We start from the raw sequence: 21,923 nt of genomic DNA, 5'->3' as shown, positions 1-21,923 counted from the left end.
TCCCTGGCGGCTCCCGCCCCCGCCTCCGGCCCACTCCGGACGACCCACCTCGCCGTCGACGGCCGCCGGGACGCTGCCTAGTCTGTGCGCATGCTCGCCTACGCCCCCGCGGCGCTTCTCTTCCTCGTCTTCTGCGTGAGCGTGCTGCTCGAACGCCGTAAGTTCAGCAACGCCGTCGTCCTGGGGCTCGCCGTGCTCTGCGCGCTGGGTGCCCTGCTGTACCGGTTGGTCAGCTCCGAGTCGCCCTCGGTGCCCTACGTCGTCGGGGCGCTGGTGGCCCTGGCGGCGGTGGCCCTGCTCGTGCTGGTGTGCTTCCTGTTCCTCAACGGCGTACGCATGCTGCGCAAGGAGGGCCGGAGCCCGGCCCATCTGCTGTCGTTGCTGGCCGCGTTCGCCGTCCTCGGCGTGGTCGCCCTACTGGTCGCGGCCGCCGTGCTGCGGACTCCGGTGCTGATCGGGGTGGCGTGGGCGGCCGGCGGGCTGGCGTTGTACTTCTCGTTCCTGTTCCTCTGCTTCGTCTGCTACGCGTTCCTCTACGGGCGGCTCCAGGTGCGGCGCAAGGCCGACTTCGTGGTGGTGCTGGGGTCGGGGCTGATCGGCGGTTCCACCGTGCCCCCGCTGCTGGCGAGCCGGCTGAAGCGGGGGCGCGAGGTGCATGAGCGGCTGTCCCGGCGCGGCGGGTCGCCCGTGCTGATCACCTCGGGCGGGCAGGGCCCCGACGAGAAGCTGCCGGAGTCCCACGCGATGGCCGACCACCTGGTGGCCGAGGGGTTCCCGGCCGACCTCATCGAGCGGGAGGACCGTTCGCGGAACACCGAGGAGAACCTGCGCTTCAGCAAGGAGATCATGGAGGCGGCCAAGCCCGGCTACCGGTGCGTGGTCGTCACGAACAACTACCACGCCTTCCGGGCCGCCCTCATCGCCCGGCGGGTCCGCATCCGGGGGCAGGTGGTGGGCTCCCCCACGGCCGCGTACTTCTGGCCCAACGCGATGCTCCGCGAGTTCGCCGCGATCCTCGTGGACTACCGGCAGAGCAACGCGGCGATGTGCGTGATCATCGTTCTCGGCGGGGTGGCCGCGTGGTGGGCGAGCTGAGACAGTCCCATGCACACCACCAGTTGCGCATACTTCACACACAACTCCCCCACACCCGCATAAGGTTGATCGCGTTCGCATCGCAGATGCGCACGATCGGTCAACTGACAAGGGGGGTCAGGTGTCCCGACACCTGTACACGAACAACCGCGCCCACAAACGGCGTACCGGGCTGACCACGGGGGCGGCGGCGATCGCGGTGGTGCTGGCCGCGGGGCTCGCCACGGCGCTGCCGTCCACCGCACACGCCGCCGGGAAGGCGGAGGCGGCGGAGGTCCTGATACCCGCGCCCGACGCGTTCGGCGAGGGGCCGGAGAAGATCCTGGCGACCGGCAGGCAGGGCGTACTGCACCGCGAGGGCGACGACTACCTCTGGACGAACTCGTACAACAGCCGGACCAGGGTCGTCACCGAGCTGGCAGGCGTCCCGGAAGAGCTGCTCGTGGGGGGCCACGACGAGCACAACCGGGCGATCTACACCCAGCAGCGGGCGGACGGCGGGACGGACATCGTCCGGATCGGCATCGAGGACCCGGCCTTCACCCACACCTCCACCGTGCCCGCCCGGTACCTCAACCTGCGCTTCGCGGGCGGCTGGACGGTGGCCACCGTCGACAAGGGCGACGGAACGTACGAGATGCGGGTGCCCCGGGGCGGGGACCCGTCGGCCGATCCCCTCGTGCGGCTGCCCGCCGGAGCCACCACGGGCGCCGAGCCCGTGGTGCTCGGTGCGCAGGGCAGCGAGGTCCTCATCGGCTACCGGCTGGCGGACGGCTCCCCGGGATACGGCATCCTCACCGCCTACGACGGCCGGGTGAAGCCGCTGCCGGTGACCGGTGACGCGAGCAGCTTCCGTATCACCCAGATGAACGTCACCTGGTTCTCGAGGAACGGTGACGGAGGCCAGGGGGTACGGATCCTCCCGCGCAGCGGCACGGGCAGCCCCAAGGTGGTCCCGCTGGCGACGGAGTCCCCCGACAGCGAGGTCACCGCGCTCTTGGCGGAGGACAGTGTCGTCTGGCACGAAGGCCTCGGCGGCCCGCTGCGGCTCACACCTCACACCGGCGTGGACACCGAGCGCACGCTCCTGGCCAGCGTGGAGTTCGCCCAGCTCAGGGCCGAGGGTTACGGAAGCGTGCTGGCACTGGGCAAGGACGCCGAGGGCAAGCGGGCCATCCACTCCTTCCACCAGGACGGCAGCGGGACCGTCTTCGACCTGGTCATGCGGGAGGTGCCCGGCGTCAAGAGCGCGGACGGCGAGATCGGGGCACTGAGCCTCGACCGGGGGCGGCTGCGGTACGTCAATTCGCTGGCCGGGAAGGACACGTTGCACGGCAAGGCCGTCGGGACCGGCCTCGACCCGGCGGAGGGCGCCCGGCTCGCCGATTTCCCCGGCCTGGCGGCGGGCCGCTTCGCCGAGGGCACGGACGAGGGTCTGGCCCGGCTGGTCACCGACCCGGCCACCGGCAAGGACGCGCTGGTAACCGGCGACGATCTCCAGCAGTCGTCCGAGGGCCTGGTGTTGCCCGGCACGGGCGGCCGCATCGTCGACACGTCACCGGAGTTCGTGCTGTACGAGTCGGGCGGGCGGCAGTACGTCGTCGACATCGCCCACGACCTCGTCGTCCGCGACCAGCGGGCGCAGGGCGCGGCGCTGGCCGGGGACCGGCTGTACAAGTCGGCGCCCGGCAAGCCCGGCACGGTGAACGTGGTCGACCCGCGCTCCGGGCGGGCAACCGCGAGCCACGATCTGGGCGTCGACTGCGTGCCCTCCGAACTCCAGGTCAGCGGGAGCCTCGTGTACTGGAGCTGCGCCTCCCGGGACGCGGCGGGCGTGTACGACACGGTGACGCACCGCGACTACCCCGCCCCGGTGTCCCGGGTCCTGCTCGGCGACCGCTTCCTGGCCGCCCGGGAGGCGTCGGGCGCCCTGCGCCTGACCGCTCTGCGGCCGGACGGCTCCACCGGCGACCTGGGCACGGTCACCGGCCTCAAGCCGCCCACGGACGACGACGGGCGCGGCACCACGTGGACCCTGGACCCGGCGGCGGGCAAGCTCGCCTGGGTCGGGACCGACGACACCGTCCACGTCACCGCCCCGCAGCAGGCGGTCTCCCCGCCGGTCGTCACCCACTCCGCCGTTCCCGCCGCCTCGGCGGGCGGATGGAAGGCCGCCTGGTGGCTGTCCAAGCCGGCCGCGTCCTGGAAGGTGACGCTGGTGCGCCGCTCGACCGGTGAGACCGTCCGCACCTGGACGGGCGAGGACACGCGCGGCACGGTGCGGGTCGAATGGGACGGTACGTCCGCCTCCGGCGATCCGGTCCTGGCGGGCGGCTACACCTGGCGGCTGTCCGCCGCACCGGCGGACGGCTCGGGCGACGACGTCGCGGCGTCGGGCACCTTGCGGGTCACGGCGGGCTGAGCGCGTACGGCCCCGGGGGCGGCACTCCGCCGCTCCCGGGGCCGTCCGCATGAGCGGTGCCCCTTGGACGCCCCCGGACCCCGGGCCCCGGCTGAGGGGATCCACCGGAACCCGGGGCGCTCAGAACCCCCCGCCGTCGAACCCGCCCCCGAAGCCTCCGCCGTCGCCGAAGCCGCCCCCGCCGAAGCCGGAGGAGTCGAAGTCGGAGCCGGAGAAGTCGCCGCCGCCCCAGTCGCCGCCCGCGCCGCCGTCGCCGAAGTCACCGCCGCCGTACTCGGAGGCGTACGCCGGGGTGGCGAGCATCGAGCCGAGCATGGTGCCGACGAGGAGGCCGGGGAGCAGGCCGCCGCCGAAGTAGCCGCCGGCCCAGGGGCCGTACGCCGGGCCCGCTTCCCAGTACGGGCGGCGGTTGCCGTCGCCGACGTCGACCGTGCGGCTCATGGGGTCCTCGCCCTGGCTGAGGCGGACCTCGTCCGCGCCGCAGACCGGGACCTCCCGGGCCGCGCCGCCGGACGGGGTCCAGAGGACGTCGGCGACCGAGGGGCCGTGGCGGGGGTCGAAGAAGCACGGCGGGCGGCGGGCCGGGATGGTCTTGCCGGTGCGGCGGGCGTCCAGGACCGCGAGGGAGTAGCGGCCGTCCTCCAGGGACTGGGTGACGCCGCGGACGTCCGAGGGGTGCGTGGCCCGGTCCATCCTGGTCTTGGCGCTCTCGTAGGAGTCCAGGGCCCGTTCGTAGTCGGCGCGCATGGTGTCGTCCGCGCCCTTCTCGGCGGGGTGGAAGTCCAGGCGTTCCAGGGTTTCGCCGTACGCGGTGATGTCCTCGTCGACGACGACCCGGAGCTTTTCGAGGGCAATGCGCTCCTCTTCCTCCTTGCGGCGCTTGTTCCGGCGGGAGATCGCGTAGGCGCCGGCGCCGCCCGCCGCGACGAGTGCGCCGAGCGTGATCAGACCGCCGACCGGGGCCCCGGACTCGTCGGCCGCCCCTCCGCCGCCGGACCAGGAGGCGGGGGCGGTGCCGCGGGCCTGTTCGACGGCGCGGTCGACGAAGGCGTTGAGCTGGGCGTCGGCGTTGCCGGCGGTGGTGGGGTTCTCCACGGCTGCGGTGAGGTTCTCGACGGCTCGGGTCGGCATGACCTGCGGGTCCGCGCCCGCGTCGAAGCCGTCGCCGAGGCGTATCGCGTAGACGCCGGTGATGCCGGTGTCGCTGCGCAGGGTCGGGAGGAGGCCTTCCTCGGGGAAGGCGGAGGTGTCGGGGAGGACGGCGACGAAGACCGGCTTGTCGGCGTCCGTGATCTTGTCTTCCAGGGCCTTCTCGTCAGCGACGGAGAGCTGATCGCGGGCGCCCGGGTCCACGTACACCGGGTCGTCGCGCAGGGCCTGGGCGGCGTCTTGGATCGTGGCGGCCGGGGCCGCCGACGCGGGCGAGGTCAGGGCGAGAGCCGCCGCTGCGATGATGAGCAGCAGGCCCGCCAGCAGCGCGGGGAAGAGCCTTTTCCTCATACTTAACGCTACTCCAGACGGGCGACGAACGCCGTCGCCCGTCCGGAGAGCGGGGAGCCTACGCGGCTCGGTAGGCCGTGCGCAGCTTGGCCACCGCGCCCGTCAGGTCACCCTTGAGCAGCAGGTGGTCCGCCTCCGCGAAGGGCTTGGCGACCGCCTGGCCGAACTTTCCGCCGATCTTCTGCTGGACCAGCAGCCGGGCCTGGTCCACGATCGCCTTGCCCGCCGGGGTCTTCCCCAGCTTCGCCTTCTCCGCCACCTGCGCGGCGAGAGCCAGGGCGGACAAGGTCAGCTCACCGCCGGCCGGGGGCTTCCTCAGGGTGGTCAGGCCCCAGCCGTACGGGAACTGCGGGTCGTACGTCCCGTCCCCGACGTTGATCGGGAGCTGGGCCTCCGACTTCGGCCAGGTCACCGGGAGCTGCCCGGTGAAGGCGCGCTTGCCGTAGAGCACGTCGGCCACGCCGTCGCCCTCGGAGCCGGGCAGCCAGGAGGCCACCAGCGCGTTGATCTTCCCGAGCTGGTCGCCGATGAGCTGGGGGCGGCCCGAGACGATGAGTACCGCGCACTTCATCGCCGCGCAGACCTTGTCGACCGCCGCCTTGTCGGCCGCCGTCAGCTCCAGGTCGTGGCCGTTGCCGACGTCCCCGATGCCTTCGGCGTACGGGGTCTCGCCGACGACCACCACACCGACGTCGTGGCCGTCCGTGGCGGCCGAGGCGTCGCGCGAGTAGGTGACGGACTCCGGGCTCTTCGCCGCCTTCTTCATGCCCTCCAGGATCGTCGTGCCGGTGGTGGTCTTCCCGGAGGAGCCCTGCCAGCTGATCGTCCAGCCGCCGGCCTGGTTGCCGATGTCGTCGGCGTTGGACCCGGCGACGTACACCTTCTGGTTCGGCTTGAGCGGCAGGACCGCCCCGTCGTTCTTCAGCAGGACCTGCGACTTCGCGGCCGCCTCACGGGCCACCGCTCGGTGTTCGGCCGAGCCGACCTTGTCGAGGTGGGTGGTGTCCGCGTACGGCTTCTCGAAGAGGCCGAGGCGGAACTTCTGGGTGAGGATGCGGGCGACCGCGTCGTCGATCCGGGCCTCGCTGATCCGGCCCGCGGTGACCTCGTCCTTCAGGGTCTTGGTGAAGTCCTGGTACGCGGTCGGGACCATGATCATGTCGAGTCCGGCGTTGACGGACGTACGGACGTCGCTCGGGTAGTCGCCGGGGATCTGGTCGATGGCCTGCCAGTCGCTGATGACGAAGCCCTCGAAGCCCATCCGGTCCTTGAGGACGCCGTTGATCATCTCGGCGTTGGCGTGCATCTTCACCGGGCCCTGGTCGTCGCCCAGGATGTCGAGGGAGGAGTACGAGGGCATGATCGTGCCGACGCCCCGCTTCACCGACTCCTCGAACGGCGACAGGTGCACCGCCTCCAGCTCCTCGCGGGTGACCTTGGTGATGCCCTGGTCGGTCGTGTACGAGCCGGTGGTGGAGGAGCCGAACTCGGTACCGCCGTCGCCGACGAAGTGCTTCGCACTGCCGAGCACCTTGTCGTTGCGGTGCAGGTCCTTCCCGGACGGGCTGCCCTGCATGCCCTGGATGACCGTCTCCATGGCCTCGACCAGCGCCGGGTCCTCGCCGAACGCCTCGTAGCTGCGGCCCCAGCGCTCGTCACGGGTGACGCAGACGCAAGGAGCGAAGTCCCACGGGACACCGGTGGAGCGGACTTCCTTCGCGGTGATCGCGCCGGTCCTCTCCGCGCTCTTCGGGTCGCGGCCCGCGCCGATGCCGATGTTGTGCGGCATGATCGTCGCGCCGACGACGTTGTTGTGGCCGTGCACCGCGTCCACGCCGTAGATCAGCGGGATCTGGAAGCGGGTGGCCTGGGCGCGCAGCTGGTAGGCGTCGACCATCTTGGCCCAGGCGGCCGCCGTGTTCGGGGTGGGGACCGAGCCGCCGCCGGAGAGCAGCGAGCCGAGGTCGTAGGCGGCGATGTCACCGGGGGCGCGGAGCGCGTTGCGCTCGGCCTGGGTCATCTGGCCGGCCTTCTCGGAGAGCGAGAGGCGTCCCAACAGATCGGCCACCCGCTGCTTCACGGGCAGCTTGGCGTTCTGGTACGGGAGTCCGTGGGCGTCGATGACGACCTGCGGGTTCTCCCGGGGGGCCTTCGCGCCGGTGACGGTCAGCTCCAGCGGGATCGTCTTCGCCTCGGCGGGCTTCGACGCCTTCGCCGTGCGGACGGTGACCTTGTGGGTGGTGCCGGACGCGGTGCCGGCCGGGAAGGTGTGGCTGCCGGTGACCGGGGCGTAGTCCTTGCCGGCCTCCGCCGTGCCGCCCTTGGTGGCGTACGTGACGGTCACCGGCTCCTCGGTGGGGACGGAGCCGGTGGTGGCGACGGACAGCGTCAGCTCCGCGCTCGCACCGTTCTTCACCGGGCGAACGGCCGTGTCGGTGACGACGCTCGCGGTGAGCGCCGGCTCCGCCTTGCCGTACAACTCGACCGCGTCCAGGGCGAATTCTCCGGGCGCCCCGCCGGGGAGGGTGAGGGCGTAGCCCCACATCTCGTTGAGGCCGAGGATCTGGTCGATGCCGCCGACGGGCTGGTAGTCGGCCCGGTAGACGAAGTCCGCGAAGGGGATCTCGACGAGGTGCCAGCCCTCCCAGTCGTCGGTGAAGGAGGTGGTCCACAGCTCGGACGCGCCGCCGTTCGCGCCGCCGTCCTTGATCTCGAAGTTGACGCGCTTGCCCGAACCGGGCGGCAGGGGTGCGGTGTTCTGGCCGTACCACCAGAAGCGGATGCCCTTGTGGGCGGTCCAGTTCTGCGGCGGGGTGTCCACGGCGAACTCGTGGCTGAACCCGCCGTACGCGCTGATGTCGTAGGAGCCTTCGAGGACCTGCTCACCCTCGGGGGCGTCCGCGCGTTCGGCCAGCTTCAGCTGCGGGTGGTCGTCCGCGTCGCCGCCCCAGGTGAAGATGGCGTCGGCGGGCGGGTTGTTGCCGAGCGGCACCTCGCCCTCGAAGCGGTCGATGAGGACGGGGGCGGGTTCGTCGGCCGCCGCCGCGGGGCCGGTGGCCGACCCGGCGAGCAGGGTGGCCAGGACGGCCGCGGCGGCGAAGGCAGCCGTCGCGGGTCTGCTTCTGCCCTTGCGGGGGCGGGCGTACGGAATGCGGGACATTTTTGGGAGCGCTCTCTTTCCGGGGTCGGGGGTGCCGGACGTTGTTACGGATCAGGGGTGTCGGTGCGCTACGCGGTATCGGCGTCGCGGGTGAGGCGGATCGTGTCGCGGTACCACTTGGCGCTGTCCTTGAGCGTGCGGGTCTGGGTGTCGTAGTCGACGCGGACGATGCCGAATCGCTTGGCGTAGCCGTAGGCCCACTCGAAGTTGTCCATCAGCGACCAGGCGAAGTAGCCCCGGACGTCGACCCCTCGGGCGCGGGCGGCGACCACGGCGTCGATGTGGTCGGCGAGGTAGGCCGTGCGGTCGGCGTCGGGGACCGAGCCGTCGGCGGCGACCGCGTCGTCGAAGGCCGCGCCGTTCTCCGTGATGACGGTCGGCAGCCCGTAGTCGCGCTCCAACCGCACCAGCAGGTCGGTGAGTTCGGTCGGGGTGATCTCCCAGTCCATCGCGGTGCGCGGCAGGTCGCGGTCCACCGCCCGGACGACCGGCAGGCCCTCGGCGTCGAGCGGCGAGCCGTCCTCGGTGACACCGGAGAACTGCATGCCCCGGTAGAAGTTGACGCCGAGCACGTCGAGCGGGGTGGCGATGGCGGCCAAGTCGCCTTCCCGAACGGGGAGTTCGATGTGCTGGGCGGCCAGGTCAGCGACGATGTCCTCCGGGTAGCGGCCGTGGACGAGCGGGTCGAGGTAGAGCCGGGTGCCCATGCCGTCGGCGCGACGGGCCGCCTCCCGGTCGGCCTCGCTGCCGGTCTCCGGCGTTGCGGTGCCGAGGTTGAGGGTGATGCCGAGCTCCAATGGGTTGCCTCCGGCCGCATCCCGCAACGCACCGGCGGCGAGGCCGTGGCCCAGGAGCAGGTGGTGGACAGCCGCCATGGCGTCGCCCAGGTCGCGGCGGCCGGGGGCGTGCAGTCCGTAGGCGTAGCCGAGCATCGCCGAGCACCAGGGCTCGTTGAGCGTGGTCCAGTGCTCGACCCGGTCGCCGAGGGCCTCGTACGCGAGGGAGGCGTACTCCGCGAAGCGCAGGGCGGTGTCGCGCGCGGGCCAGCCGCCCGCGTCCTCCAGCTCCTGCGGCAGGTCCCAGTGGTACAGGGTGATCCAGGGGGTGACACCGCGCCCCCGGAGCTCGTCGATCAGCCGCTTGTAGAAGTCGAGGCCCTGCGCATTGGCCGGGCCCCGGCCGCCCGGCTGGATGCGGGGCCAGGCGAGCGAGAAGCGGTACGTGTCGACGCCGAGGCCCGCGATCAGCTCCACGTCCTCGGGCATCCGGTGGTAGTGGTCGCAGGCCACGTCGCCGTGCTCGCCGCCTTCCACCGCCCCGGGCACCCGGCAGAAGGTGTCCCAGATGGACGGGGTACGGCCGCCCTCGGCGGCGGCTCCCTCGATCTGGTACGAGGAGGTGGCGACGCCCCAGCGGAAATCGGCCGGGAGTCCGCGTACCGGGGCCGGAGAGAGGATGCGCTGCGGAGTGGTGGCGAGGTTCATCGGTCTCCGTACGTAGGAGGGGAGGGACCTGGTCAGGCGTGCAGATGGCAGGCGACCGCGCGGCCCGGTCCGTCGGCGGGCGGGGCGAGCAGGGGGATCTGCCCGGCGCACGGCGCGAAGGCCTTGCCGCAGCGCGGGTGGAAGGCGCAGCCGGTGGGCATCGCGGAGAGATGCGGCGGGGAGCCGGGGATGCCGGTCAGTTCGCGGCGCGGGCCGTGGAGCGCGGGGAAGGAGTGCAGGAGCCCGTCGCTGTAGGGGTGGCGGGGGTCGCGGTAGATCTCCGCCGCACCCGCCTGCTCCACGATGCGGCCCCCGTACATGATCGCGATCCGGTCCGAGAATTCGATCAGGAGGGAGATGTCGTGGGTGATGAACACGACCGAGAAGTTCAGCTGTTCCCTCAACTGGACGAGCCGTCGCAGGATCTGCCGTTGCATGACGACGTCGAGCGCGGTGGTCGGCTCGTCCATGATGACGATCTCGGGTTCCAGGGCGAGGGCCATGGCGATCATCACGCGCTGCCGCATCCCGCCGGAGAGCTGGTGCGGGTAGGCGGCGAGCCGGTCGGCGGAGATGCCGACGAGCTCCAGCAACTCCTTGGCCCGGTCCGTGCGTTGGCGCTTCTTCAGCTCGGGGCGGTGGGCGGCGAGGACGTCGGTGAGCTGGCTGTGGACGGTGTGCACGGGGTTGAGGGAGTTCATCGCACCCTGGAAGACGATGGACAGCTCCTGCCAGCGGAAGGCGCGCAGTTGCCGCGGGGCGAGGGAGAGGATGTCGACGTGGTCGCCGCCGGGGCGGTGGTAGTGGACCCCTCCCCCGGTGATGACGCCGGGCGGGGACAGCAGCCGGGTCACGGCGTAGGCGAGCGTGGACTTGCCGGAGCCCGACTCCCCTGCCAGGCCGAGGACTTCGCCCCGGTGGAGGGTGAGGTCGATGTCGCGCAGGGCGTGGACGGCGCCCGCGTCGGTGCCGTAGTCGACGTTGAGTCCACTGATGGTCAGGACCGGCTCGGCGCTCATGTTCGCGGCTCCTTGCTGCTGTGCTCGCGGGGTCCCTCGCCGGTGGACTTCCGGGCGACCGGGGTGAAACCGACGCGCATCTTCACCTTCCGGGAGGAGCCGGTGGCGGTGCGCAGGCGGGGGTTGACGAACTCGTCGATGCCGAAGTTGATGAGGGCGAGCGCGGTGCCCAGCAGGGCGATGCACAGGCCGGCCGGGACGAACCACCACCAGGCCCCTTGGGCGAGGGCCTGGTTGGACTGGGCCCAGAAGAGGACGGTGCCCCAGTTCCAGTGGGAGATGTCGGCGACGCCGATGAAGGCGAGGGTGATCTCGGTGAGGACGGCGAAGATGACCGTGCCGACGAAGCCGGAGGCGATGACGGCGGTGAGGTTCGGCAGGATCTCGAAGAGGATGATGCGCGGCGTCGACTCGCCGGTGGCGCGGGCCGCCTCGACGTAGTCGCGGCGGCGCAGGGACAGGGTCTGGGCGCGCAGGATCCTCGATCCCCAGGCCCAGGAGGTCAGGGCGATGGCGACGGCGATGACGAGGTCGCCGGTGTCGGGGACGAAGCTGGCGACGATGATGATCAGCGGGAGTCCGGGCAGCACCAGGAAGATGTTGGAGAGCGCGGAGAGGATCTCGTCGACCGCTCCGCCGAGGAATCCGGCGCTGACCCCGATCAGGACGGACAGGGCGGTGGCGATGGCGGCGGCGAGCAGTCCGACGACGAGGACGCCCCGGGTGCCGACGAGGATCTGCGAGAAGACGTCCTGCCCGGTGTGTGTGGTGCCGAACCAGTGGTCGCCGGAGGGCGGTTGGAGCAGCTGGTCGCTCATGGCGTCGGGGTCGTACGGGGCGAGCCAGGGTCCGGCGATGGCCAGCAGGACGAAGAACGCCAGGATGATCAGGCCGGTGCGGGTCTTCCCGCCGCGCAGGAAGCGGAGCCGGGCCCGGCGGGTGGGGGCCGTGGGCGGGGGCGCGCCGTCGAGGACGGCGACGTCGGTGGCGGTGATGGACATGCCCTATGCCTCCTTCCGGGTACGGGGGTCGAGGGCGGCGTAGACGAGGTCGGCGAGCAGGTTCGCGGCGAGGACGGAGAGCGTGATGATGAGGAAGACGCCCTGCATCAGGGGGTAGTCCTTGGCGCCGACCGCCTGGAGCAGCTGGAAGCCGATGCCCGGGTAGGTGAAGACCATCTCGACGAGCAGCGTGCCGCCGACGATGAAGCCGAGGGAGAGGGCGAACCCGGAGATGTTGGGGAGGACCGCGTTGCGGGCCGCGTAGCCGAACATCACGCGCCGCTCGGAGAGCCCCTTGGCCTGGGCGACCATCACGTAGTCCTCGGAGGAGACGGTGACCATCATGTTCCGCATGCCGAGGATCCAGCCGGCGACCGCGCTGAGGACGATCGTCACGCCGGGCAGGACCGCGTGGTAGAGGGCGCTGGAGATGAACGGCCAGTCGAAGGCCGGGACCAAGGCGTTGTCGTAGCCGCCGGAGTTGGGGAACAGCGCCCATTTCTCGGCGAACACGGCGATGGCGACGAGGCCCAGCCAGAAGTACGGGATGGAGGAGATGAAGGTGGTGACGGGCAGCAGCCCGTCCAGCCAGGAGCCGCGCTTCCAGCCGCTGTAGACGCCGATGCCGGTGCCGAGGACGAAGCTGATGAGCGTGGTCGTGCCGACCAGGGCCAGGGTCCAGGGCAGGGACTGGCCGATGACCTCGCTGACCGGGGTGGGGAAGAAGGTGAAGGAGAGGCCGAGGTCGCCGTCGAGGAGGTGGGCCCAGTAGTCGGTGTACTGCTGCCACATCGACTGCTGTTCGTCGAGGCCGAAGAGGGCCTTGAGCGAGTCGATGGCCTTGGTGTCGAGCTGACCCTGGTAGCGGCTGAGCAGGGCCTGGATGGGGTCGCCGGGCATGAGCCGGGGGATGAGGAAGTTGATGGTGATCGCGGCCCACGCGGTGACGGCGTAGAAGGCGAGGCGCTGGAGGAGGTACTTCACCGGGTGGCCTCCTTCACGGCCGTGCGGTCCGCCACCGGTTCCGTGCCGTTCGCGGCCGCCCCGTCGTAGAGCCAGCAGGCCGCCCACTGCCCCTCCGGCAGGTCGAAGCGCGGCGGCAGTTCGGTGCGGCAGCGCTCCATCGCCTGCGGGCAGCGGGGGTGGAAGCGGCAGCCGGCGGGCGGGGTGATCAGCGAGGGCGGTTCGCCGGTGCCGGTCTCCTCCTGTTCCTCGTCGGCGACGATCCGGTCCGGGTCGGGCGCGGAGGCGATCAGAAGCTGGGTGTAGGGGTGGGCGGGGTGCTGGGTGACGCGTTCGCTGTCGCCGCCCTCGACGATCCGGCCCGCGTACATGACGAGGGTGGTGTCGGCGAAGTAGCGGGCGGAGGCGATGTCGTGGGTGATGTAGAGGATCGCCAGGTGGAGGCGTTCCTTGAGGTCGCGCAGGAGGTTGAGGACGCCGAGCCGGATCGACACGTCGAGCATCGAGACGGGTTCGTCGGCGAGGAGGACCTGCGGGTCGGCGCCGAGGGCCCGGGCGATGGCGACGCGCTGGCGCTGCCCGCCCGACAGCTCGTGCGGGAACTTGTCCAGGAACTGCTGCGGCGGGGTGAGCTGGACCCGGTTCAGCAGGGCGGCCAGGTTCTCCTCCAGCTCCGTCTCCCCGCTGCCCGCCCGGCCGTGGATCTTCAGGGCGCGGGTCAGGTGGTAGCGCACGGTGTGCACCGGGTTCAGCGAGGCGAAGGGGTCCTGGAAGATCAGCTGGACCCGGCGTACGTAACGGCGGAAGGACCGGCCGCGACCGGCGACCACCGGCTCGCCGCCCAGCCGTATCTCGCCCGAGGTGAGCGGATGGAGCTGGGCCAGCAGGCGGGCGACGGTGGACTTGCCCGAGCCGGACTCCCCCACCAGAGCCGTGACGGTGCCGCGTCTCAGCCGGAGCGAGACGTCGTCGACGGCGTGGACGCTGCGGCGCTCGCGGGCGAACAGGTCGCGGGCGGTGCGGCGCAGGGGAAAGTGTTTGGTGACTCCGCGCGCTTCCAGCACCACGTCGGTGCCGGTGGGCGCGGGCCCGGAGCCGGTCCGCGTGGTCGCGGAGCCGGTCCGTGCGTGCTCGGGCTGATCGCTGGTCATGGCCGGTTTCCCGTCTTCTTCCCGTCCGGTCTTTCCCCGTGCCTACTTGGTGGAGGGCTTGAGGTTGAGCACGATCTCCAGCGCGGTCCGCTGGGTGTGCTGCGGCGGGGCGTAGGGGTTGGCCTCGGAGGGCCAGCCGATCCAGTTCTTCGTGGAGAACTCGGCGCCGATGGGCGCGGCGGCCGTCGGGATCATGGGGGCCTGCTCGACGAAGATCTTCTGGAGGGTGTTGAGGGCCTTGGTGCGGGCGGCGTCGGTGGTGGCGTTGGCGTACTCCTTGAGCGCGGCGGTCGCCTCGGGGTTCTTGAAGCGGCCGAAGTTGCCCGCCTGGGAGCTCTTGCCGATGGGCTGGGCGATCGCCCCGTCCATGATGTTCTGGTACATGTCGTAGGGGGTGGCGCCGCTGTTGGTCCAGTGCAGGGTGGCGTCGAAGTTGCCGTTGGCCACGTCGGTGCCCCAGGCCTCGGCGGTCTGGGTCTTGACCTTGGCCTCGATGCCGATCTCCTTGATGTTGTCCTTGATGATCGCGAGCCCGGTGATGTAGTCGTTCCAGCCGGCCGGGTCGGTGAAGGTGAGCGTCACCGGCTTGCCGCTCGGGTCCTTGAGCACACCGCCGCTGAGCTCGAACCCGGCCTCGGCGAGCACCTTCTTGGCCCCGGCGACATCGGGCTTGGTGGTGGCGTCCTCGTACTCGGGGGCGAGGAAGGGCTCACCGGCGGGGAGCGGGATGCCGGTGGGGTTGGTGATCTCCGGGTAGAGCGTGGCCTGAGCCTGGATGTGGATGGCCTTGCGGTCGACGACCATCGCCATCGCCTTGCGCAGGGCCGGGTTGTCGAAGGGCTTGCGCGTGGTGTTGAACCAGAGGCCGTGGATGCCGAGGCCGGAGGGGAACCAGAGCTGGTGGTTCTTGGGGTCCTTGTCGATGAACAGCTGCTTGTGGTTCGGCATGAAGACGAAGGACCACTCCATCTTGCCGGTGGCCAGGGCGGTGGTGGCGGCGCTGTTGTCGTTGTAGGCGGTGTAGCGCAGCTCCTTGACCTTGGTGTCGCCGTTCCAGTAGGTCGGCGTGGCGGTCAGGGTGGTGGTCTGCGGGGTGAACGTCTTGAGCTTGTACGGTCCGGAGCCGACCGGGGTGCGGTTGGGCCAGGTCTCCGGGTTCTCGACCTTCTCCCAGATGTGCTTGGGCACGATGAAGGTCTGGATGATCTTGTTCTGGTTGACGAACTGGCTCTCCTTGAAGGTCAGGACGACCTGCTTGCCCTTGACCGCGATCCCGTCGAAGGGGACCCCGTCGCCGTTGAGGGCGGGGTGCTTCTTCAGCAGGTTGAAGGTGAATTCGACGTCGGCGGCGGTCAGGGGCTTGCCGTCGGCCCACTTGGCCCGGTCGTCCAGGGTGAAGGTGACCTTGGTGAAGTTGTCCTCCCAGGCCCACTCGGTGGCGAGCCAGGGGTCGGCCTTCTCGGTGGGCCGGATCATGTTCGTCATCGCGAGCGGCTCGTAGATCATGTGCCGGTAGCCGAGGACCGCTCCGGCCGAGGTCGTGAGGAACGGGTTGCTGTTGTTCGTCTGCGGGCCGTCCGGCTTGCCGAGGGTCAGTACACCGGCGGCCCCGCCGCCCTTGTTGGCACCCGAGTTGGCGTTCGAGCAACCGGCGGCGAGCGCCACCACGACGGTGGCTGCGGCGACCGCTCTGAGGGTGGTGCGACGGCGTACGGACATGGCGACTCCAGGATGGGGCTGCCGGGTCTGGGAGATCCCGGCGGGCGGAAGGTGCGAGGCGGGGCGCGGCCGGGCGGCCGGGTCCGTTACGGCGCCGAGTGGCGCACGACCAGTTCGGTGGGCAGCACGGCCGGTCCGTCGGGTACGGGCGTGCCGCCGAGGTGGGAGAGCAGCATCCGGGCCGCCGTCTCGCCCATGCGGCGGGTGGGCTGACGCACGGTGGTCAGCGGAGGTTCGGTGTGTTCGGCCATCGGGATGTCGTCGAAGCCGACGACGGCGATGTCGTCCGGGACCCGGCGTCCGGCGGCCCGCAGGGCGCGGAGCACGCCGGCCGCGCTGATGTCGTTGTGCGCGAAGACCGAGTCGAACGTGACGTCCCGCGCGAGGAGTTCCTCGACGGCGAGCCGGCCGCCGCGTTCGGTGAAGTCCCCCTCGACGACCAGATCGGTGGGCAGGACGGAACGGAAGCCGTTCAGCCGGTCCCGTACGCAGCCGAAGTGCTGGGGGCCGGTCAGGACCAGGGGCCGGGTGCGTCCGGCGGCGAGCAGGTGGCGGGCCGCGGACGCGCCTCCCTCGTGGTTGGTGGTCACGACAGAGGGGAACTCGGGGTGGTGGCCGCGGTCGTCGATGAGCACGATCGGCAGGCCGTCGCGGTGCAGTTCGGTGAGGTGGCCGAGGGTGTTCTCGGGTTCCACGACGACGAGCCCGTCGAAGGCGCGCGCGGACACCTGGCTGGTGAAGCGCTGGACGGACTCGGCCCCGCGGTTGCAGGTGAACAGCAGCAGCCCGTAGTCGGCGGCCTCGACGGTGTCGACGACGCCCTGGAGCAGTTCGCCCATCCACGGCCAGGTCAGCGAGGGCACGAGCATGCCGACCGTACGGCTGGAGCCGCGGGCGAGACCGACGGCGCCCGAGCTGGGTACGTAGCCGAGCTGTGCGATCACTTCACGAACACGGGCGGCCGTGGTGCGGTCCACCTCGCCCTTGGTGTTGATGACCCGGGACACGGTCGTCTTGCTGACGCCGGCCTCACGGGCGACATCGGCGATGGTGACGCGCATCCGGTCCTCCAGGGGGCCAGGCGGGGCGGAAGAGGGCAGGCGGGGGTAGGGCGCGGGCATGCGGGGGGAGAGGTGCTTCGGTACCGGTTCCGGAACCGGTACCGGCGTTGCGGCGTGAGTTAACCGCGCCGCAACAGGGCCGTCAATACTTCACGTCGAGATTGGACGGGTCTCATCTGCCGGGCGGGCAGGCGGGGTTGTGCGTTCACCTATTGAATGCTCGGGGAATGTACGAGAGCCGCCGCCCGGCGACGGGCGGCGGCTCTCGTACGAGGAGGTCGTGGGGCGGGCTACTCCGTGGGCTCGACACCCGCGCGCAGCAGTCCGTAGGTGTACGCGTCCTCCAGGGCCTGCCAGGAAGCGGCGATGACGTTCTCGGCGACCCCCACGGTCGCCCAGTCGCCGGCGCCGTCGCCCGTGGTGATGAGGACGCGGGTGGTGGACTCGGTGCCGGTGCGGCCCTCCAGGATGCGGACCTTGTAGTCGATCAGCTCCAGCTTGGCGAGCTGCGGGTAGATCCGTTCCAGGGCGACGCGCAGCGCCCGGTCCAGGGCGTTGACCGGGCCGTTCCCCTCAGCGGTCGCGACGATGCGCTCGCCCTTGGCCCAGAGCTTGACCGTGGCCTCGTTGGCGTGGGTGCCGTCGGGGCGGTCCTCGACGATCGCCCGCCAGGACTCGGTACGGAAGTAGCGGCGGGCCCGGCCCTCGACCTCGCCGCGCAGCAGCAGTTCGAAGGAGGCGTCGGCGGCCTCGTAGGTGTAGCCCTGGAGTTCGCGTTCCTTGACCCGCTCGACGACCCGGCCGACCAGGGCGCGGTCGTCGCCGAGGTCGACGCCGAGCTCCTTGCCCTTCAGCTCGATGGAGGCGCGGCCCGCCATGTCGGAGACCAGCATCCGCATGGTGTTGCCGACCAGTTCGGGGTCGATGTGCTGGTACAGGTCCGGGTCGACCTTGATCGCGGAGGCGTGCAGCCCGGCCTTGTGGGCGAAGGCCGAGACGCCCACGTACGGCTGATGGGTGGAGGGGGTGAGGTTGACGACCTCGGCGATGGCGTGCGAGATCCGGGTCATCTCGGCGAGCGCGCCCTCGGGCAGCACCTTCATGCCGTACTTGAGTTCCAGGGCGGCGACGACGGGGAAGAGGTTGGCGTTGCCGACCCGCTCGCCGTAGCCGTTGGCCGTGCACTGGACGTGGGTGGCGCCCGCGTCGACGGCGGCCAGGGTGTTGGCGACGGCGCAGCCGGTGTCGTCCTGGGCGTGGATGCCGAGCCGGGCGCCGGTGTCGGCGATGACGGTGGAGACGACGGCCTGGACCTGGGCGGGGAGCATGCCGCCGTTGGTGTCGCAGAGGATGACGACCTCGGCGCCCGCCTCGTGGGCGGTGCGGACCACGGACTTGGCGTACGCGGCGTTGGCCCGGTAGCCGTCGAAGAAGTGCTCGCAGTCCACGAAGACCCGGCGGCCCTGTTCGCGCAGGTGGGAGACGGTGTCGCGGACCATCTCCAGGTTCTCCTCCAGGGTGGTGCGCAGGGCCAGTTCCACATGGCGGTCGTGGGACTTGGCCACCAGGGTGATCACCGGGGCGCCGGAGTTCAGGAGCGCCTTGACCTGCGGGTCGTCGGCCGCGCTGCCACCGGCTCTGCGGGTCGCGCCGAACGCCACGAGCTGGGCGTTCTCGAAGGTGATCTCCTTCTGGGCGCGGGCGAAGAACTCCGTGTCGCGGGGGTTGGCCCCCGGCCAGCCGCCCTCGATGTACCCCACACCGAAGGTGTCCAGATGACGGGCGATGGTCAGCTTGTCGGCGACCGTCAGGTTGATGCCCTCACGCTGAGCACCGTCGCGCAGTGTGGTGTCGAAGACATGGAAACTGTCGTCGGTGGCGTTGGCCTTGGTGGTCATGCTGATCTGGCTCCTGTCGGATGAGTGGATCCGGACGATCGGGTTCCACTTGCCCCCATCATCCCGCTTGCCTCGTTCCGACCCGGGTGCGGGCCGGAAAACGAAAAAACCCCTCGCGGGTGCGAGAGGTCTGCGCGCGGGTCTGGGGCACGGTGGCCGTGCCGTACGGGGTGGTACGGGACGGTCACTGCGGACCGGCGCGCCTGCTGCCAATAATCATGACGAACGAGGACACGACAGCAGTCTGGCACAGCACGGGCCGCCTGACGGCGGTGTCTCAGGATGCGGTCGTGACGCCGGTCGCATCTCCCCCGGACCGTGCGGGCGTCAGCGTCTCGTCCAGGAACTCCGCCGCCTGGGCGAGCACCTGCTCCCGGCCCGTCCCCGGGATCCCGACGGTGACGTGGATGCTGAACCCGTCCAGGAGCGCCCGCAGCCGGGCGGCGGACCGGTCGGCGTCCACCGGCCGGAACTCGCCGCGCGAGATCCCCTCGGCGAGCAGCGCCACCAGGTCGCGGTGCCAGGCCCCCTCGATGGCGGCCTGCCGGGCGCGGGCGTCGTCGTCGGCGTTCTGCGAGCGGCCCCACACCTCCAGCCAGAGCGTCCAGTGGGGGTCGCGGTGCCCGGCGGGGAGGTAGAGGCCGATGTACGCCTCCAGCCGTTCGCGGGCGCTCCCCGGCCGGGCGAGCAGGGCGCGGCGCTCGGCCCCGAGGCGGCTCTCGCTCCACTCCAGGGTCCGGAGCAGCAGTTCGTCCTTGGTGCGGAAGTAGTAGAGCAGGTGCCCGCTGCTCATCCCGACGTCCCGCCCGAGCCCGGCCATGGTCAGCCCGTCGAGCCCGCGCTCGGCGATGGTGGCCATGGCGGCGGCGAGGACGTCCTCGCGGGGCGGGGCGGCGTGGTGGGTGCGACGGGGGGCGGGGGCCATGGGCGCGGGCTCTCGGCTTTCGGCTTTGGCTTTTCGACTTCCGGGATGCGTCAGATCTTCGGCTGCTGCTGGGTGATGCAGTGGATACCTCCACCACCGGCGAAGATCGTACGGGCGTCGACGGGGGTCACCGTACGGTCAGGGAACAGGCCCCGGAAGATCGCGGCGGCCTCTTCGTCGCGCGGGTCGTCGAAGGCGCAGAGGACCACGCCGTCGTTGCAGAGGTAGTGGTTGATGTAGGAGTAGTCGACCCACTCGCCGTCCTCGTCGCGCAGCACGGTGGGCGCGGGCACCTCGACGACCTCCAGGGCGCGGCCCCTGGCGTCCGTGGCGGCGCGCAGGACGGCCAGCAGCTCCCGGGTGACCGCGTGGTCGGGGTGGGCGGGGTCGGGCTGGACGTGGACGAGGACGGTGCCCGGGCGGGCGAAGGCGGCGACGATGTCGACATGGCCGAGCGTGCCGTACGTCCCGTAGTCGCCGGTCAGCCCGCGGGGCAGCCAGATCGCCTTCTCGGTGCCCAGGCGGGCGTGGATCTCGGCCTCGACCTGCTCACGGCTCCAGCCGGGGTTGCGCTCCTTGCCGAGCTGGACGGTCTCGGTGAGCAGGACGGTGCCCTCGCCGTCCACGTGGATCGCGCCGCCCTCGTTGACGAGCGGGGAGCTGTGGGCGGGGGTCCCGGCCAGCTCGGCGACGGCCCGGGCGATGTGCTGGTCGTTCTCCCAGCGGGCCCAGCCCTGGGCGCCCCAGCCGTTGAACGTCCAGTCGACGGCGGCGAGCGTGCGGCCGTCGGTGACGAAGGTGGGGCCGATGTCCCGCATCCAGGCGTCGTCGAGCGGCCGTACGACCAGCTCGACGTCGGGCCCGAGCAGCGCTGCCGCCCCCTCCTCCTGCCCCGGCCCGACCACCATCGTGACCGGCTCGAAGCGGCGTACGGCCCGGGCGACGGCGGCCCAGGCACGGCGGGCCTCTGCCAGCTGGGCGTCGGAGTCGAAGGTGGGGTTGGGCCCGGGCCAGGCCATCCAGGTGCGCTCGTGCGGGGCCCACTCGGGGGGCATACGGAAGGGGGCGGGGGTGGTGGGCATGGAGACTCCTGGGACGACTGCTTTAGAGCATCACTCTAACCTTCTCGGCGCGCCGTACAACAGGGCTTCGGCCCTTGCTTCGAGCAGTGTTCAATGTCCCGGGTACGGAAAAGGCCGCACCGGCAGCGGAGCCGGTGCGGCCTTCTCGAGGGGCCCGGGTGGGACTAGCCGAGCGGGTGCATCCAGCCGTGGGTGTCCTCGACGACACCGCGCTGGATGTCGAGCAGGCGCTCCCGCAGCTTCATGGTGACCTCGCCGGGCTCGCCGCCGCTCTGGGTCCACTCGCCGCCCTCGGACTTCACCAGGCCGACGGGGGTGATGACGGCGGCGGTGCCGCAGGCGAAGACCTCCAGGAGGGTGCCGTTCGCGGAGTCGTCGCGCCACTGGTCGATGGAGACCCGGCCCTCCTCGGAGCCGTAACCGAGGTCCTGGGCGACCTTGAGGAGGGAGTCGCGGGTGACGCCGGCGAGCAGGGAGCCGGTGAGGGACGGGGTGACGATCTTCTTCGAGCCGTCCTCCTGGGCGTACACGAAGTAGAGGTTCATGCCGCCGAGCTCCTCGACCCACTTGTGCTCGACCGCGTCGAGGTAGGCGACCTGGGCGCAGCCGTGCTCGGCGGCCTCGGCCTGGGCGAGGAGGGAGGCGGCGTAGTTGCCGCCGGTCTTGGCGTCGCCCATGCCGCCGGGGACGGCGCGGACGCGGTTCTCGGACAGCCAGATGGAGACCGGCTTCACGCCGCCGGGGAAGTAGGCGCCGGCGGGCGAGGCGATGACCAGGAAGAGGTACTCGTTGGCCGGCTTCACACCGAGGCCGACCTCCGTGGCGATCATGAACGGGCGCAGGTAGAGGGACTCCTCGCCGCCGTGGGCCGGGACCCACGCCTTGTCCTGCTGGACCAGCGCGTCGCACGCCGCGATGAACGTCTCGACGGGCAGCTCGGGCATGGCGAGCCGGGCGGCCGAGCGCTGGAAGCGGCGGGCGTTGGCGTCGGGGCGGAAGGAGGCGACCGTGCCGTCGGGCTGGCGGTAGGCCTTGAGCCCCTCGAAGATCTCCTGCGCGTAGTGCAGGGTCATGTTGGCCGGGTCCAGCGACAGCGGGCCGTAGGGGACCAGCTGCGCGTCGTGCCAGCCGCGGCCCTCGGTCCAGCGGATGGTCACCATGTGGTCGGTGAAGTGCCGGCCGAATCCGGGGCTGGCCAGGATCGCCGCGCGCTCCGCGTCGGACAGCGGGTTCGAGGAGGGCTTGAGCTCGATCGTGGGCGTCGTCATGAGTGCGTGTCCTTCACCGGTCTTGTGTGTGATGGACCGCGCTCACGCCACCTCGGCCCGACGTTTTCCGGTCAGGTCCTAGGACGTCCGAGCTTCACCGCGAGCCACGGCCCCGCGTTCGATTATCACTTGCGGAGGGCCGTGCACGAAATGGTGTGAATGCGGTCCAGAGGTC

Annotated in this window: 15 protein-coding genes; 2 read left to right on the top strand and 13 right to left on the bottom strand. The window is 71.2% G+C overall.

Annotation, left to right across the window (positions count from 1 at the left end; translation table 11 throughout):
• Positions 1–90: 90 nt before the first annotated feature.
• Together IE134_RS15675 and IE134_RS15670 are read left to right on the top strand one after the other, a co-directional pair.
• Complete coding sequence (locus IE134_RS15675) at positions 91–1,095, top strand: YdcF family protein (RefSeq protein ID WP_189430793.1); 1,005 nt, start codon at positions 91–93, stop codon at positions 1,093–1,095.
• Between the two features lie 121 nt (positions 1,096–1,216).
• Positions 1,217–3,517, top strand: coding sequence for a FlgD immunoglobulin-like domain containing protein (locus tag IE134_RS15670; RefSeq protein WP_189430791.1), 2,301 nt, complete (start codon positions 1,217–1,219; stop codon positions 3,515–3,517).
• Positions 3,518–3,637: 120 nt separating this feature from the next.
• Here the strand turns inward: IE134_RS15670 and IE134_RS15665 are convergent, their stop codons facing one another.
• The 13 genes from IE134_RS15665 to IE134_RS15605 all read right to left on the bottom strand — a co-directional run bounded on the left by IE134_RS15665 (position 3,638) and on the right by IE134_RS15605 (position 21,748).
• Entirely contained in the window at positions 3,638–5,017 is a 1,380-nt protein-coding gene (locus IE134_RS15665) for a hypothetical protein (protein ID WP_189430789.1), read from the bottom strand.
• A 58-nt stretch (positions 5,018–5,075) separates the two neighbouring features.
• A complete protein-coding gene (locus tag IE134_RS15660; protein WP_098895132.1) occupies positions 5,076–8,177 on the bottom strand; it encodes a glycoside hydrolase family 3 N-terminal domain-containing protein in 3,102 nt (1,033 codons plus the stop codon).
• Positions 8,178–8,245: 68 nt separating this feature from the next.
• Positions 8,246–9,661: a GH1 family beta-glucosidase gene (locus IE134_RS15655; RefSeq protein WP_098018927.1), complete on the bottom strand. Its 1,416-nt coding sequence runs from the start codon at positions 9,659–9,661 to the stop codon at positions 8,246–8,248.
• Between the two features lie 32 nt (positions 9,662–9,693).
• Positions 9,694–10,680: an ABC transporter ATP-binding protein gene (locus IE134_RS15650; protein WP_126930703.1), complete on the bottom strand. Its 987-nt coding sequence runs from the start codon at positions 10,678–10,680 to the stop codon at positions 9,694–9,696.
• On the bottom strand, positions 10,677–11,681 hold the full coding sequence (locus IE134_RS15645) for an ABC transporter permease (RefSeq protein ID WP_098895134.1): 1,005 nt from the start codon (positions 11,679–11,681) through the stop codon (positions 10,677–10,679). The genes IE134_RS15650 and IE134_RS15645 overlap by 4 nt, the downstream gene beginning before the upstream one ends.
• A gap of 3 nt (positions 11,682–11,684) precedes the next feature.
• A complete protein-coding gene (locus IE134_RS15640) occupies positions 11,685–12,665 on the bottom strand; it encodes an ABC transporter permease (RefSeq protein ID WP_032770450.1) in 981 nt (326 codons plus the stop codon).
• A complete protein-coding gene (locus IE134_RS15635; RefSeq protein ID WP_229823581.1) occupies positions 12,662–13,795 on the bottom strand; it encodes an ABC transporter ATP-binding protein in 1,134 nt (377 codons plus the stop codon). Before IE134_RS15635 ends, IE134_RS15640 begins: the two co-directional genes overlap by 4 nt.
• 42 nt (positions 13,796–13,837) lie before the next feature.
• Positions 13,838–15,514, bottom strand: a complete 1,677-nt coding sequence (locus IE134_RS15630; RefSeq protein WP_030714810.1) for an ABC transporter substrate-binding protein — start codon at positions 15,512–15,514, stop codon at positions 13,838–13,840.
• An 86-nt stretch (positions 15,515–15,600) separates the two neighbouring features.
• A complete protein-coding gene (locus IE134_RS15625; protein WP_030714813.1) occupies positions 15,601–16,575 on the bottom strand; it encodes a LacI family DNA-binding transcriptional regulator in 975 nt (324 codons plus the stop codon).
• Between the two features lie 290 nt (positions 16,576–16,865).
• Positions 16,866–18,473: a citramalate synthase gene (cimA, locus tag IE134_RS15620; protein WP_032783898.1), complete on the bottom strand. Its 1,608-nt coding sequence runs from the start codon at positions 18,471–18,473 to the stop codon at positions 16,866–16,868.
• A gap of 277 nt (positions 18,474–18,750) precedes the next feature.
• Positions 18,751–19,398, bottom strand: a complete 648-nt coding sequence (locus IE134_RS15615; RefSeq protein ID WP_189430787.1) for a TetR/AcrR family transcriptional regulator — start codon at positions 19,396–19,398, stop codon at positions 18,751–18,753.
• A 50-nt stretch (positions 19,399–19,448) separates the two neighbouring features.
• The gene (locus IE134_RS15610; protein ID WP_189430785.1) at positions 19,449–20,480 is read right to left on the bottom strand and encodes an agmatine deiminase family protein; all 1,032 of its coding nucleotides are present in this window, start codon (positions 20,478–20,480) and stop codon (positions 19,449–19,451) included.
• 164 nt (positions 20,481–20,644) lie between these two features.
• Positions 20,645–21,748 (bottom strand): branched-chain amino acid aminotransferase, encoded by a 1,104-nt coding sequence (locus IE134_RS15605; protein WP_030714822.1) that lies wholly within the window; start codon positions 21,746–21,748, stop codon positions 20,645–20,647.
• Positions 21,749–21,923: the final 175 nt, after the last annotated feature.

The organism is Streptomyces rubiginosohelvolus (assembly GCF_014649875.1).
Lineage (GTDB): Bacteria > Actinomycetota > Actinomycetes > Streptomycetales > Streptomycetaceae > Streptomyces > Streptomyces rubiginosohelvolus.
This window is presented reverse-complemented; position numbering and strand designations above follow the sequence as displayed.